Origin of the sequence: Dyadobacter fanqingshengii (assembly GCF_023822005.2) — a bacterium.
In the GTDB taxonomy this organism is placed as follows: Bacteria; Bacteroidota; Bacteroidia; order Cytophagales; family Spirosomataceae; genus Dyadobacter; species Dyadobacter fanqingshengii.
The window spans coordinates 5,756,412-5,770,702 of sequence record NZ_CP098806.1 but is presented as its reverse complement, the minus strand read 5'-3'; the positions used below and the strand labels follow the sequence as shown (position 1 = coordinate 5,770,702).

11 protein-coding genes are annotated in these 14,291 nt (G+C 45.6%); 3 read left to right on the top strand and 8 right to left on the bottom strand.

Annotation, left to right across the window (positions count from 1 at the left end; translation table 11 throughout):
* Positions 1–14: 14 nt before the first annotated feature.
* Positions 15–1,607 carry a serine hydrolase domain-containing protein gene (locus NFI81_RS24205; protein WP_234616063.1) on the bottom strand — a complete coding sequence of 531 codons (1,593 nt, stop codon included), beginning with the start codon at positions 1,605–1,607 and terminating at the stop codon, positions 15–17.
* Between the two features lie 130 nt (positions 1,608–1,737).
* Between NFI81_RS24205 and NFI81_RS24200 the strand changes: the two genes are divergently transcribed.
* Positions 1,738–2,880, top strand: a complete 1,143-nt coding sequence (locus NFI81_RS24200) for a DEAD/DEAH box helicase (RefSeq protein WP_234616062.1) — start codon at positions 1,738–1,740, stop codon at positions 2,878–2,880.
* Here the strand turns inward: NFI81_RS24200 and NFI81_RS24195 are convergent.
* The 5 genes from NFI81_RS24195 to NFI81_RS24175 form a co-directional block, all read right to left on the bottom strand.
* A complete protein-coding gene (locus NFI81_RS24195; protein ID WP_254410601.1) occupies positions 2,874–3,983 on the bottom strand; it encodes a sialidase family protein in 1,110 nt (369 codons plus the stop codon). The two genes, NFI81_RS24200 and NFI81_RS24195, sit on opposite strands and share 7 nt — an antisense overlap.
* A 77-nt stretch (positions 3,984–4,060) precedes the next feature.
* Positions 4,061–5,068 (bottom strand): NAD(P)H-dependent glycerol-3-phosphate dehydrogenase, encoded by a 1,008-nt coding sequence (locus tag NFI81_RS24190; RefSeq protein WP_234616060.1) that lies wholly within the window; start codon positions 5,066–5,068, stop codon positions 4,061–4,063.
* A gap of 160 nt (positions 5,069–5,228) precedes the next feature.
* Entirely contained in the window at positions 5,229–6,662 is a 1,434-nt protein-coding gene (locus NFI81_RS24185; protein ID WP_234616059.1) for an efflux RND transporter periplasmic adaptor subunit, read from the bottom strand.
* Positions 6,663–6,731: 69 nt separating this feature from the next.
* Entirely contained in the window at positions 6,732–8,225 is a 1,494-nt protein-coding gene (locus NFI81_RS24180) for a TolC family protein (RefSeq protein ID WP_234616058.1), read from the bottom strand.
* A gap of 117 nt (positions 8,226–8,342) precedes the next feature.
* Positions 8,343–9,578 carry a spore maturation protein gene (locus tag NFI81_RS24175; protein ID WP_234616057.1) on the bottom strand — a complete coding sequence of 412 codons (1,236 nt, stop codon included), beginning with the start codon at positions 9,576–9,578 and terminating at the stop codon, positions 8,343–8,345.
* A 135-nt stretch (positions 9,579–9,713) separates the two neighbouring features.
* On the opposite strand from NFI81_RS24175, the gene NFI81_RS24170 reads away from it, so the two are divergent.
* Positions 9,714–10,175 (top strand): hypothetical protein, encoded by a 462-nt coding sequence (locus NFI81_RS24170; protein ID WP_234616056.1) that lies wholly within the window; start codon positions 9,714–9,716, stop codon positions 10,173–10,175.
* Positions 10,176–10,251: 76 nt separating this feature from the next.
* On the opposite strand, the gene NFI81_RS24165 is transcribed toward NFI81_RS24170, so the two are convergent.
* Both NFI81_RS24165 and NFI81_RS24160 read right to left on the bottom strand, forming a co-directional pair.
* Positions 10,252–11,205 carry a sugar phosphate isomerase/epimerase family protein gene (locus tag NFI81_RS24165; RefSeq protein ID WP_234616055.1) on the bottom strand — a complete coding sequence of 318 codons (954 nt, stop codon included), beginning with the start codon at positions 11,203–11,205 and terminating at the stop codon, positions 10,252–10,254.
* Between the two features lie 6 nt (positions 11,206–11,211).
* The gene (locus NFI81_RS24160) at positions 11,212–12,471 is read right to left on the bottom strand and encodes a Gfo/Idh/MocA family protein (RefSeq protein ID WP_374759412.1); all 1,260 of its coding nucleotides are present in this window, start codon (positions 12,469–12,471) and stop codon (positions 11,212–11,214) included.
* A 224-nt stretch (positions 12,472–12,695) separates the two neighbouring features.
* Between NFI81_RS24160 and NFI81_RS24155 the strand changes: the two genes are divergently transcribed.
* Positions 12,696–14,291 (top strand): Na+/H+ antiporter, encoded by a 1,596-nt coding sequence (locus tag NFI81_RS24155; RefSeq protein WP_234616053.1) that lies wholly within the window; start codon positions 12,696–12,698, stop codon positions 14,289–14,291.

Here is a 14,291-nt window from a genome sequence, read left to right as displayed (position 1 = left end):
GCGTCACGCACAGGTTAAGCCAGCATCTTGCCACTCAAAACAGGTCGTGCGTCTTTTGCTTTGGCTAAAATAGCGAGGCTGCGCTTGAATTCAACCTGGACAGTATCGCCTTCGAATTTGCAAGTTACGGTTTCATAATGTGCTGTTTCGATAAATCGCCAGGTCATTTCAAATGTATTATCATCAACCCAGGCCCCGTTTCCGGCCACTTTTGTCAGTTTTTCACCCGGAACAGGCGTTAGTACGAGTTTCAGAGGCATCACTGAAAGATCGGTTAATCCCACTTTCCAATTGCCTAATCCATTCACGATTAAATGTTCGCCCTTATCATCATACATCCTGAAAAGGCACCAGCCTTTTGCAAATTCAAATGATACTTTATTCACTTTCAAGCTATTATCTGCAACTTTAAAGCTTTTGTTATTCAGTTTCGCAGTCAACTCAGCAGTTGGCTTTCCCGAAGTGAGCGGCAGTGCGAGCGTGGTCAATTTCTTTTGCAGCTGAGCTTGGATCTCCTTATCAGCAGGAACGCCCGTTGCTTTTACAGCCGCCAAAATGTTATTCCAAACGTGATCCAGAATGGCCTGCATATCGCCCGTTTCACTGGTAATTGCGATCACCATGTCTTCTTTGGGCATTACAATGCAGTATTGCCCATAAGCGCCATCACCCCGGTAAGCGCCATTCCGGCAACGCCAGAACTGATAACCATATCCTTGCAGCCAGTCATTTTCTTCCGGTTTTCTGGAACCGCCTTTGGACATAATGTGTGAACGCGTCGCTTCCTCCACCCATGCTGCCGGCAAAATGCGTTTGCCGTTCCACTCACCTTTTTGCAGATAAAGCTGCCCAAATTTGGCAATATCCTCTGTTTTTATCCGGAGTCCCCAGCCGCCTGTATTAATGCCGTTCGGATCCACTTCCCAATCGGGATCGTCAATGCCGAGCGGCTCGAACAAACGTGGCGTTAAATATTGCAGCAAGGTTTGTCCCGTGAGTTTTTGAATGATCGCGGAAAGCATATACGTCGCCGCACTGTTGTACACAAAGAATGTCCCGGGTTCATGCTCAACAGGTAACGAAAGGAATGCTTTCACCCAATTCTTTTCATTGGATTCCCTAACCCGTCCCGTAGCGTCTTTGTCATGCCCGGTGGACATGGTGAGCAGGTCTTTCACACGCATAGCAGCCAGGTTCGCGCTCACGGTTGCAGGTTTGTCATCCGGGAAGAACGATAAAACTTTATCTTCAACGGTCAGTTTTTTCTCTGCAACCGCCAGTCCGATGGCCGTAGAAGTAAAACTTTTGCTCAGTGAATACAGCGTATGCTTCATATCCGGGCCATAAGGTGCCCACCATCCTTCCGCAACGACTTTCCCCTGCCGCAGGATCATTAAGCTGTGCAAATTCAGCTTGTCCACTTCCACAGCCTTGGTGAAATCCAGAATATTTTTTGCCGACAATCCCTGGGATTCAGGCGAGCTCCTCGGTAACTGCCCGGAATGTAGTGTTGCAGCCCAGGCCGATGCCGGAATTGCACTGATTATGCCTAATTGTAATGCACCAAATCCAAGTTGTTGTAAAAATTCCCTGCGATTGTACGACATGTCTATGGAGAATAAATGTTCAGAAAAGTCAAATGGTCGGGTGGCTGTGGACAGGTCATGGACGATTTGTCTGCGGTAATAGTATCTTTGTGCTTACAAAAATATTTTTTGACCAACTGCGCAGCACTTTATGTCTTTCGAATCGCTTGGCTTGTCCGAACCATTATTAAAAACCATTGCCGAACAGAATTATACTCAACCTTATCCGATCCAACAGGAAGCAATTCCGGCTATTTTGAAAGGAAATGATGTGCTGGGCATTGCAAAGACGGGTTCAGGGAAAACGGCCAGCTTTGTGCTGCCTATTTTGGAATTATTTCAAAACAAACCTGCGGCCGCCAACAGGCACATTTCTGCATTGATCCTAGTTCCCACACGCGAGCTGGCGGTGCAGATTGCGGTTGTGTTTCAAACATTTGGCGAAAGGCTTCCCAGAAAAGTGAAGACGCTGGCAGTATATGGTGGCGTTTCTATTAACCCGCAAATGATTAGTTTGCAAGGTGTTGAAATCCTCGTGGCGACGCCCGGACGATTGATCGATCTGTTGTCACACAAGGCACTTAACATTTCTGAGACGCAGATCCTGGTTTTGGATGAGGCCGATAAAATGCTGAATCTGGGTTTTGCGGAAGAAATGAAGGACATCTTTTTTCTTTTGCCCAAAAAGCGTCAGAGCATTCTGTTTTCAGCAACATTGGGTGAAGAAATTGACCAGATCAATAAAACGCAACTCAGAAATCCGGTGCGCATTGAGATTGAGGAAGAGGAACAAAACCTCGATCTGATCAAGCAAACGGGTTATTTTGTTGATCCCGACCGAAGGGGACCATTGCTTCGCTATTTGATCAAAACACAGGAAATGAAGCAGGTTCTTGTGTTTGTTTCTGCAACCAGAACGGCTGATAATCTGGTTGAAAAACTAAATAAAAATGGAATTCAGGCGATGGCGATGCATAGCAAGAAAAGCCAGGGCGCCAGAACAGAGGCACTAAATAAATTTAAAGCAGGTAAACTGACGGTGCTTGTTGCCACCGATCTTGTTTCCCGCGGGATTGACATTCAATTCCTTCCCTATGTGATCAACTTTGAACTGCCACGATCACCAAAAGATTACGTGCACAGAATAGGCAGAACCGGCCGGGCTGAAGCGTCGGGAGAGGCGATTTCCCTGATCTGCCCGGAAGACGTTCACCATTTCACGATTATCCAGAAGAAAATGGGCAAACGCGTCGAAATGCATGAATCTTATGACCTGGAATTAATGGGTTACTGAGCTACTTTACTCTTGCTTTTAGCTGCCAGTTCCACAATGTCTTTCTTACTACCCGACCAGAATGCGATTTTCCGGCGGTTGAATGTATACGTTACAGCAACCGAATCTCCGAAACTAACAATGGCCGGATAGGAATATTCGTCTTCCTTTTTGCCCGTTGCAATGTCGAGTTTATCAGTCCAGTTTTGGCCGTTGTCGTAAGATAATGTGAGTGAAAGCGGCGATCTTGATCCCCAGTCTTCGTCGTCCGGGTTGTAGGCCAGCACCAATGTGCCGTCTGTCAGTTTGGCTAAATCGATTCCGCTGTTCGGGTTCGGCAAGCTTGTTTTCTTGATAGGCGTCCAGGTTTTCCCATTGTCGAAAGAATCGCTTCTGCCGATCACCCCGCCGGTGGTTCTAACCAGCATATGCACATTGCCAGGCTTGGATTCCCACAATGTTGGCTGAATTGCACCTTTTCCTTTTATTTCTGTTGTGTCAATTTTGAAATATGGGCTTGCAGTCCAGGTTTTGCCCTTGTCTGTGCTCCTATCCACAAAAACTTCCCAGCGGTTCACCTCGTTGGATGCGCCTGCCAGCCAATCGCCGTTGGATAGTTCAATGAGCTTATCTTTTACAGGACCTCTTCCTCCTTTGTCCCCCTTCACCAATTCGTATGCGTCCGACCATGTTTCACCATTATCCGTCGAAGTTTTCACCCATGTTTCCCAATGCGCTATTTCTTTTCCTACTTTGAAATATAAAATCACTTTCCCGTCCTCCGTTTTTTGCAACACCGGATTCCAGTGTGCGTCTTCCCTGATCTTGGCAACCTCTTTTGGCGCACTCCAATTGCCCGGCTCACCTTTGGAAACCCATATGCCCACATCCGGATTTTTTTCCTCCGTTCCTCCAAACCAAGCGATTAAATATTGGCCATTGTCGAGCCTTACAAGCGTAGACGCGTGACATTGTGCAAAATCACGCTTATCACCAAAAACGAACTCCTTATTACTTGCTAATGAATCTTTTATCTCATTTTCCGCAGTCTCCGATTTTTTGGAACCGCAGGAAGTTAACATGATCGAGGAGAGGAAAAAGCCGGTTAGTAAACTTGCAGACAAGATTTTCGGAACGTGCATAATTCGTTTGAGAAAGTAATGATTTTAAAAAGTACCCTATCTCGGGCCGATCAGGCTATTTATTTCAATAATTTCTTTAATTCATCCATCACCATGCCTGGTGCCTGTTCTTCATATAAAATGCGGTGAACAGCATTTGTTATCGGCAGGCTTACGAGGTGGATTTTGTTCATTTCGGTGATGCTTTTGGTTGCATAATAACCTTCTGCGATCATTTTCATTTCCAATTGCGCCGCCTTAACGCTGTATCCACGGCCGATCATGTTGCCAAAAAGGCGGTTTCGGCTGAACTGGGAATAGGCCGTTACGAGCAGATCCCCCAGATATGCAGAAGAACTCATGTTGCGTTCACGCGGATCGAGGGCGGTCACGAAATTTCCAATTTCCTGCATGGCGTTGGAGACGAGCACCGCCTGAAAATTGTCACCATAACCCAAACCGTGCGTAATCCCACAGGCCAGTGCAATGATATTTTTCATAACAGCCGCATATTCAACGCCGTAAAGATCGTCGAGCGGGTTGGCTGTTACGTAACGGCAGGTCATGAGTTTGGCAAAGTCCTCAGCGCTGGGGCATTCCGTGGAGGCAATGGATAAATAGGATTGTTTTTCCAAAGCAACTTCCTCCGCATGGCAAGGTCCGGCAATGACGCAGGTTTCGTGCAGATCGATGCCGTATTCCTTTGAAATCCAGTCGGTAATGAGCATATTCTTGTCCGGGACCATTCCTTTAATGGCCGAAACGATCCTTTTGCCCTGCAAATGTTTGCCGGACAGATCACGCAATGCTTCCTGGACAAATGCCGCGGGAACAGCCAGGATCACGTAATCTGCTCCTTTTACCGCGTCGGTGGTCTTTTCAAAAACCTTTACTTTTTTGGGAGAAAGGACAACATCGCTGAGATAGCTCGGATTGTGATGAAATTTCCGGATATGCTCAATGTCTTTTTGGTTGCGTAACCACCACCGGATCTGGACATTATTTTGTTCACAAAGGATCTTGATCAGCGCAGTTGCCCAGCTGCCCCCTCCTATCACCGCGATCTTGATGTTGTTTAAAAAACTCATTTGGAAGCCTGAAAAGCTGTTCAGGCGTAATTTGGATGTGATTGAATGTTTCCAAAAATGAGAAGATTTTGACAGAAAATAAAAAATCCTTGCAGCAAAGCCGCAAGGATTTTCTTTTTTAACCTAAACTAAATCGAACTTATTACATTTTTACAACGTATCAGTTTGCGTTTTCATTTGATTTTTTATCGTCTTTTTTCACTTCTTCTTTCTTTTTTTCTACCAGGTCACCATTCTTAAGGTTTTTCGACACTGCAATGTAAGGTCCGGAGATAATTCTGTCACCAGGTTTAAGGCCCGAAAGGATTTCAATATTTTCAAAATCGCTGATCCCGGTTTTCACTTCTTTCATTTCCGCTTTCCCGTTCACATCAATGAACACGATTTCTTTGATCAATTCCACTTTCTTAGGTTTTTTCTCATCCTCTTCGGCAGGCGCCTGATCCGATTGCTCTCCGGGACGCGCGCCTGCTGCCACGGGGGGCGTTGTGCTTCTAGTGGTTACAGCAGCGATAGGAACCGAAATCACATCATTTTTACGCTCTGTGATAATTTCCACAGACGCAGTCATTCCAGGCTTAAATGGGTAAGATTTTTTTGATTTGGAAATCAGCAGATCAGCGAACGATTCATTTAAGATTTTCACCTTCACTTCAAATTCCGTCACCGCATCAGCGGATGCACTTGAAACAGACGTGCTTGTGGATGTGGAGGAAGCGAGGCCTGCGGCTGTGTTTGCAATTTCCTTTACTATACCCCTGAACTTGCGCCCGGAAGCACTATATGCGTCCACGTCGATCTCGGCTGTGTCGCCCAGCGCAACGCGCACAATGTCGTTCTCATTCACATTCACACGCACTTCCATGTTACTGAGGTTGGCAATGCGCATCATTTCCGTTCCGGCCATCTGGGAAGTTCCTACCACGCGTTCACCGGCTTCCACATTCAATAAAGATACAACGCCGCTTACCGGCGCGAATATGCTGGTTTTACGAAGGTTCTCAGCAGCGTCTTTCAAGCTCGCCTCCGCGCTTTTAATGTTATACAATGCTGCCGAAACATTGGCCTTGGAAGATTCTACGTCCTGTTGCGCAACCCCGAATGTAGATGCAAACTGCTCGTAATCTGCTGCTGAAATCACTTTATCATTGTAAAGCTTCTTATTTCTGTCAAAGTTTGCTTTGGCTTGGATCAAACGCGCTTCCGACTGCGAAACCATTGCTTTGGTTTGCTCGTAATTGGCTTTGCTGGAATTCACTGCTGCCTGCGCGCGAGCCATTAACGATTCATAGTTGTCGGGACGGATTTTCAATAAAAGCTGTCCTTTTACAACGGAATCGCCTTCTGCAACATTCAGACTGATAATTTCCCCAGAAACGTCCGGGCTGAGTTTTACCTCAACCTCCGGCTGAACTTTCCCCGACGCGCTGACGCGCTCTATGATATCCGTCTTTTTAACATTGGTATATTCCACCTCGGTGGCTTTGGGTTTGCCAATGTAACCGGCCTGTTTTGCTCCAAATAAACCCGCTACAAGAAGTGCGACAATGCCTGCTGTAATCCACCAGATTCGTTTCGAAGATTTACGTGCCATATTTATTTTGGTTACGATTAATTGTTGATTGAGGATAATGGGGCATTAAGCGCAGGGATAAAGCACTATTTAAAAATCCGATAAAGGACGGTTCATGTAAAAGTCAAGGATTTTTGTCCTGAAAACGTAATCATATTTAGCCTGAACGAGGTTTCCGTTTGCCCTGTCCAGGTTTGCTTTGGCAATACTGTATTCAACGGAGTTAATTGAGCCCACATCAAAACGTACTTGCGAAACGCGGAATGTTTCCTGTAACGCCCGCACCTGATTGGCCGTTGCGGAGTAACGCTTGGCTGCATTCGTCATATCAATGTAAGCCTGTTCTACATTTTTGCGAATGGTCAGCTGAACTTGCTGAGCCTGATACTCATAGGTTTTTTGCTGGATCTTGGCGTTGGCAACATTGTATTTCACCCTGAAATTGGTGAAAATGGGAATGGTCAGATTGAGGTTGACGGCCGAGTTACGGTTGAAGTTCAATTGATCCAGATAGCGAAAAGTGCGCATTTCACCATTTTGGGTCCTTATTTTCTGTACAATAGGAACTTGCTTATTATCAATAACAACATAGTCTGTCAGGGAAATCACATCTCTTGTCGTAAAGCCCGTTCCATCTCCAACGAAACGTTCATCCGGCGCAGCACTTGAAAATGCGGTATAGATTCCTCCGTTTAATGTTAATGACGGCAAAGCCGCTCCTTTTGCAAGGTCAATGTTTGTTTTCGCTGCCGCAATGCGCAATTCCGCCGCTTGCATTTGCGGCAGACTTCCGCGGGCTACATCAAATATTTCCTGGATTGTGGCATCATAGGTCTTTAATGTCGGATCAGCCACCTGGATCATCACCACATTGATCTGTTCGCTGCCGGGCATATTCATAAATTGTTTCAGATTCAGCTTGGCAGTTTCAAGGTTATTTTCCGCATTTACCAATGTTAGCTCGTCATTGGCCAGCTGGGCTTTCAGATCGAGCGAATTGCTTTCTGCCAATGTTCCGGCGTCAACCAGTTTTCCGGTGCGTTCAACTTGTAACTGAGACGCTTCCACTTGTCGTTTCGCCACCTCGATCAGTTCAACGTTAGTCATCACTTGCAAATAGGATAGTGCAACATTGAGCATAATGTCATTACGGGCAGCATCCAGATCCTTGGCGCTTGCCTGGTAATTTTCATTATTGAACTTGATGTTATTTTTAATCTGAAAGCCGTTGAACAATGTGATCTGTCCGCCGAGCTGGTAGTTGTTCGAATTTACATTCTGCTGAACAAACTGGTTGGTAAAAGGATCAATATTTCTACCGGAACTGAAACCCTGGCTGGCGCTGAAACTGATACTTGGCCAGCGTTGCCATTTGGATTGGGCGTAAATATTGCCATTCGTCTGAACGGTAAGCTCTGAAATTTTTACCGAAGGATTGGTTTCAAGCGCGATCCGGATGCAATCTTCGAGTGAATAGGTGTTGGCCGCCTGGCTGGTATCTTTCTGTGCAAAAGCTGTGTTTCCCGCGACACATACACAAAATACAATGAAAAGAACTGCGGATTTGCGTAAGGATTTAAACATAAGCGGTTCAGAGTTAGATGATCAATATTAGTGTTTACCAGAAAAAACAGCCATCCATTTTATACGGACGGTTGCATATCGGGGGTAAAAGGGTATTTCGTGTTGGATCGCTGAAAATCAGTGGAAAAATAAGTAACCAAGCCATATTCCAGCCAAAACGCCTATCAAATCGGCGATTAATCCGGCTACAATGGCGTATCGGGTGTTCTTGATACCTACCGAACCAAAATATAAGGCAACAATATAGAGCGTTGTGTCTGCCGAGCCCTGGAAAATACAGACCAGGCGCCCAATAAATGAGTCGGGGCCGAATTCTTTCATGGCGTCGATCATTAATGCCCGGGCACCGCTCCCGCTGAGTGGTTTCATCAGCGCAACGGGTAAAGCATCTGTAAAGTCCGTGTTCATCCCGGTTAGGGCAAACATCCATTTCAGTCCGTCAATCAGATAATCCATCGCGCCGCACGCCCTGAACGCGCTGATCGCAACAAGAAGTCCTACCAGATATGGAATGATCGTGACAGAGGTTGTAAATCCGGCCTTTGCCCCCTCTATAAATGTTTCAAAAACATTCACCTTCCGATACATTCCCCAAAATAGAAATCCAGCCACAACACCCAGCAGCACAGAATTGCCTACGAAAATAGAGACTGTTTCGATCTGCTCTTTTGGCAAACTTGATAAATACCACAAAATCAATGCAATGATGGTGGTAATGCTACCCAAGCCGAGCATTACAGTCCGGTTGAAGAGATTGATCCTTTGCCAGGCAGCCGTGATCAGCATACTCACAACCGTGGTAATATAAGTGCCCACAACGCAGGGGATAAAAACATCCGAAGGGCTTTCCGCTCCAAGAATGGCTCTTTGTGCAATGATAGATAGCGGGATAATTTGCAAACCGGAAGTGTGCAAAACCAAAAACATGATTTGCGCATTGGAAGCCGTGTCCTTACTCGGATTAAGCTCCTGCAAACTCTGCATGGCCTTTAATCCGAAAGGTGTAGCAGCATTATCCAGCCCGAGAAAATTAGCGGAAAAATTCATGATCATCTGACCATTCGCAGGGTGATCCTTAGGAACTTCCGGAAAGAGCTTATTGAAAAACGGCCCTATAAACCTCGCCAGCGCATTAATAATCCCGGCTTTTTCACCCACATTCAAAATCCCCAGAAAAAACGCCATCACACCGGTAAGAGGCAAAGCAATGTCCATCACCGCAACTTTGGCCATTTCCAGCATTCCCTCCGTAATTGCCTTAAAAGTCTGCACATCCCCGGTTAGGATAAATTTCAAAAAGGCAATGACAAATGCAATGACAAAAAATCCTACGAAAATATAGTTTAACGCCATGAGTTAGGTTCGGGGTGACAGGCAGGTTAGGTAACGATTTGTTTCGAATGCCGAAAGTAAAATATTTTATTTAATGTAAATAACAAAGGTATATTGCAAAGTAGTAGCAGCATCTCAAACCAAATAGTGATTCCAATGAAGTATTGCAGCCTTTTTCTCCTGCTAACATTGTTTGCGTGTAACCAGAATACCAAAAATAAAGACGGCCAGGAATCCGGAATTGTCAATGACACCATCCCTGCGGAAAGAAAAGTGGTTGAAAACAGCGCAGTAGCCAGTTATACCGAAAAAGTTAAAGACCCGCTCAACGACTGGCGCTTTTCCGTGGACGTGTATGAAACGAAATCAACATTTAATTTTTTGGTTAAAATAAAATACAAAGAACTCGATGCCGAAGACAACATCAAGATCCCCAACTTCGGCATTATGCCCAAAGTGGAGGTCCGCAAAGGCAAAGAAGAGCTTTCCTGCATCATTGGTTTTCTGGACAAAAGCGGTGAATTTAAAGAATACAAGCTTGTTCAGGTAAAAAATCAGGAGTTGAAGATCTCCACCATTAAGCATTACGCAAGAACTTTGTATAAAGTGAAGAAATAACGATTTTTATTGATTGAATTAAATGCAAAAGAGCCTGGTTTCCCAGGCTCTTTGTTTATTATATAGCATAATGATTTTATGCTTTAAAAACCTCGTCCATCTTCTCCCGGATGGTTAGCAACCGTTTCCGATCGCCGCCTGCGACTTCCGCCGAGGCCCAGCCTGAGTAGCCGATTTTTTGGAGGGCTTTGTTTACTTCGGGCCAATTATTATCACCTTCCATAAACTCTACATCAAACCCTTTCCAAAGACCCAGGTCATTCTGTTTTTTAAAACTGAATTCTTTCAAATGAAGCTTTAAAATGCGCTTATTCAATGCTTCGATCCAGGAAGCCGGCCAACTGTAGCGTAGCACATTTCCAACGTCAAAATACCAGCCAACCATGGGGTGTTTGAAGTCATCGACATACTTTGCTGCTTCCAGCGGACTTAGCAAAAATTGGTTCCAAACGTTCTCAATCGCTATTTTAACACCTGTTTTTTCCGCTATGGGGAGCAGTTTGCGAATCTCTGCCTGCGAACGTTCATAGGCTTCTCCATAAGTTACAGTTGCATTAACCACACCTGGCACAACCAGCACGGTGTTCCCGCCATATTCTTTGGTGTCCCACAATGCTTTTTCAATGGACTTGGCACATTCTTCCCTTTTCTTTGGATCAGGATCCGATAATGGCAGCTTCCAGTGCATCGAATTAACAGTGCCGGGAATCAGCAAACCGGTTTTATCTCTGGCCGCAAGGACCTCCTTCATATCCAGTTTGTCGGGAGAATCAAGTTCCACTCCGTCGTAACCAAGATCTTTTAGTAATTTAAACTTGTCCATTACTGACAAATCCTCTTTCACCATCCCCCACATCAGGCTCTTTTTCACCATTGGTCTGGCCAATGGACTAGCAGGTGTTAGGATAGATGACCCTGGATTTGTAAGCATTGATGCATTGGCAGCCGATGCAGTGCCTACTGTGGCCGCACCAACAGCAGCGCCGGTTGCAGCGAGCGCTGAGTTTTTCAGAAAATCTCTTCTTTGCATAAGATCTTATGAAAACGCGGTGATACCAGGTTTAGCAACTTCAACAACCGGCGGCTTCATATCAAAACTATATGTGTCTGGCCCCAGTTTCTCTGTCGAGTTCATTGCTTCATCCCAGGTTACGCGCTTTCCAGTATACGCAGCCATTCGTCCCATGATGGCGATTAGCGTGCTTTGCGCCATAAATTCACCATCGTTCACGTGTTTACCGCTTCTGATAGAGGCAAAAAGTTCGTTATGCTCAGTCTGGTACATGTCGTTTTGCGCACCTGTGTACTTCCATGGATTTTGTCCAAAGATTTCATGCACATTTCTTGCGCAGTTTACCATTGCACGGCCTTTTGTTCCAATCGTTTCAACCAGATAACTGTTTTCGCAGTTGGCTTGCTGTCTTGAATGGTGGAAACCTTTTGCTCCGTTTTCGTAGTCGTAAACGACAGAGAAGTGATCAAAAATGTTACCAAAAAGAGAATCTGTACGAACCTGACGACCACCTGTTCCTACTGCGGAAACCGGCAATTTGCCGCCCATTGCCCACGACATCATGTCAATGCTGTGCACGGCCTGCTCTACGATGTGGTCACCTGCCAGCCATGTATAGTAAGTCCAGTTGCGCAACACATATTCCGCGTCTGTCCAGCCTTGCACGCGTGGGAAAGACCACAATGTGCCTGTGTCGTAAGTGTTATAAATTGCAGAAATATCACCAACAGCGCCATCCAGTATCTTTCCGAAACTTGCACGCTTTGGCTCATGGTAACGCCAGCAGAAGCCGGACATTAAAGCAAGATTTTTTTGTTTTGCCAATTTGGCCGCGTCAAGTACTTTACGAACGCCCGGTGCATCAACTGCAACTGGTTTTTCGCAGAAAACGTGCTTACCGGCATTGATAGCAGCCGTTAAATGCTCAGGACGGAAATGTGGAGGCGTTGCAAGAATTACAACATCAACACCCGAATCAAGTACTTTTTTGAAAGCATCAAATCCTACAAATTTATGACCATCATCGACTTTCACTTTTGCACCATGCACTTTCGTCAGGTTTTCAAGCGAAGAATCCATTTTGTCTTTGAATATATCTCCCATTGCGTGGAGAACAACATTAGGATCAGCTTTTAAAGCCTGGTTAGCTGCACCGGAACCACGTCCGCCGCAACCGATCAAACCTATTTTCAAAGTCTCAGCATTAACCCCTGCAAATGCACGGTTTGGATTGAGGATCGTAATGGCTGGTAAAGTGCTGCCTGCCAGCGCAATGCTTGCCATTTTCAGAACATCTCTTCGAGAAGTACTCATTGGGAATTAAGGATTAGGTGATAAAATTTATGATACATACATGATCTTTCGGAGCAATAAAGATAGAAAGTTCTGTTATTTTTCCAGCAAAGATGAACCAAAAAATCATTTTGCGTGCTCGATAACACACAAAATCTTATAACGTCTGTTTTCATTTTTGCATACATTTATATTCCGAAACTTCACATTCCTCTATGATTCACGATAATTTACTATTAATCATTTCCCTGCTTTTTATTGTCTCAATGCTCACGATGCTGAGCGAAAAAATTGGAGTCTCCTATCCTATCTTTTTGGTTATCGCAGGTTTACTCATCAGTTTCATCCCGGGCATGCCGCATATGCAGCTCGAACCAGACTGGGTTTTTCTGATCTTTTTGCCCCCACTTTTATACTCGGCGGCCTGGAATACTTCCTGGAAAGATTTCTGGCAATCGCGGCGACCCATTGGACTGCTTTCTATCGGTCTGGTTGTCTTCACAGCAACCGCTGTCGCTTATCTTTCCAGTTCGATCATTCCTGGATTTACATTGGCTATGGGCTTTTTGCTGGGCGGCGTTATTTCTCCGCCGGATGCTGTGGCGGCCACTTCTGTTCTTCAGGGACTTAAAGTGCCCAAAAAAGTCGTTACAGTTCTTGAAGGCGAAAGTCTTGTCAATGATGCTTCTTCGCTGATCGTGTTCCGTTTCGCGCTGGCGACCATTGCCACAGGCGAGTTTGTGCTTTGGAAGGCGGGGCTGGACTTTTTCCTGGTAGCGGGCATGGGGATCGTGGTGGGGCTTGCCATTGCCACTGTGCTTTACTTTGTACATAAATATTTCCCGACCACACCGGCCATCGACACGGCGCTTACATTCATTACGCCTTATATGATGTACATCGCGGCGGAGCATTTCGAATATTCAGGTGTATTGGCGGTCGTGAGCGGCGGTTTGTTTTTGAGCTTCCGGGCGCACGAAGTTTTTGCATATCAATCGCGGATGCAGAGCACTTATGTATGGGAAACGGTGATTTTTCTATTGAATGGCATTGTTTTTATTCTGATAGGCCTGCAATTGCCGGAAGTAATGAAGGGTCTTGGCGCTTACTCATTGCTTCAGCTTATTTCATATGCCGTTATTATCAGCGTTGTTACCATCATTATCCGCATTATCTGGGTCTATCCGGGCACTTATCTTCCCCGCATTTTGTCCAAAAAAGTAAGGGAGAAAGAGGTTCGGCCAAACTGGCGGACCACCTTTATCGTAGCATGGAGCGGCATGCGTGGCGTTGTCTCGCTCGCTTCTGCATTAGCCATTCCCCTAACCCTGGACGGCAGAGCATATCCAAACCGTGATCTTATTTTGTTTATCACTTTTGTAGTGATCCTTTTTACGCTCGTCTTACAAGGATTAAGCCTTCCTTGGCTCATCCGTGTGCTCAAAATTGAGGATCCGGGCGAGAACATGACCGAGCAAAAAGCGATTATCAATGCGCGTCTGGCGACGGTTAGTCTGGAATATATGCAGTCTAATTATGAAGGCGAAATCTCGCAGTTCGAGCCTTTCAGACTTCTGAAAGACCGCTACGAAAAGATCATCGAGCTGGCCGATACGCGTTATATGGATGTTGACAACAACGCAACCATTGGCTTTGCAAGGGCTTACCGGAAAATGCTCGTGGAAATTGTAGGCATTAAGCGTGAGGAGATAAGAAAAATTCGCCGGGACCAGGTGTGTTCCGACGAATTGATAAGGACAAAGGAAAGGGAATTGGACCTGGAAGAAGCAAGGCTGAGAAACTCAGGCTGA

What these genes read in the sequence shown, in the direction of transcription:
- NFI81_RS24205 (WP_234616063.1), bottom strand. Translation starts at nt 1,607, where the DNA reads ATGTCGTACAATCGCAGGGAATTTTTACAACAACTTGGATTTGGTGCA.
- NFI81_RS24200 (WP_234616062.1), top strand. Translation starts at nt 1,738, where the DNA reads ATGTCTTTCGAATCGCTTGGCTTGTCCGAACCATTATTAAAAACCATT.
- NFI81_RS24190 (WP_234616060.1), bottom strand. Translation starts at nt 5,068, where the DNA reads ATGAGTTTTTTAAACAACATCAAGATCGCGGTGATAGGAGGGGGCAGC.
- NFI81_RS24185 (WP_234616059.1), bottom strand. Translation starts at nt 6,662, where the DNA reads ATGGCACGTAAATCTTCGAAACGAATCTGGTGGATTACAGCAGGCATT.
- NFI81_RS24180 (WP_234616058.1), bottom strand. Translation starts at nt 8,225, where the DNA reads ATGTTTAAATCCTTACGCAAATCCGCAGTTCTTTTCATTGTATTTTGT.
- NFI81_RS24175 (WP_234616057.1), bottom strand. Translation starts at nt 9,578, where the DNA reads ATGGCGTTAAACTATATTTTCGTAGGATTTTTTGTCATTGCATTTGTC.
- NFI81_RS24170 (WP_234616056.1), top strand. Translation starts at nt 9,714, where the DNA reads ATGAAGTATTGCAGCCTTTTTCTCCTGCTAACATTGTTTGCGTGTAAC.
- NFI81_RS24165 (WP_234616055.1), bottom strand. Translation starts at nt 11,205, where the DNA reads ATGCAAAGAAGAGATTTTCTGAAAAACTCAGCGCTCGCTGCAACCGGC.
- NFI81_RS24160 (WP_374759412.1), bottom strand. Translation starts at nt 12,471, where the DNA reads ATGGCAAGCATTGCGCTGGCAGGCAGCACTTTACCAGCCATTACGATC.
- NFI81_RS24155 (WP_234616053.1), top strand. Translation starts at nt 12,696, where the DNA reads ATGATTCACGATAATTTACTATTAATCATTTCCCTGCTTTTTATTGTC.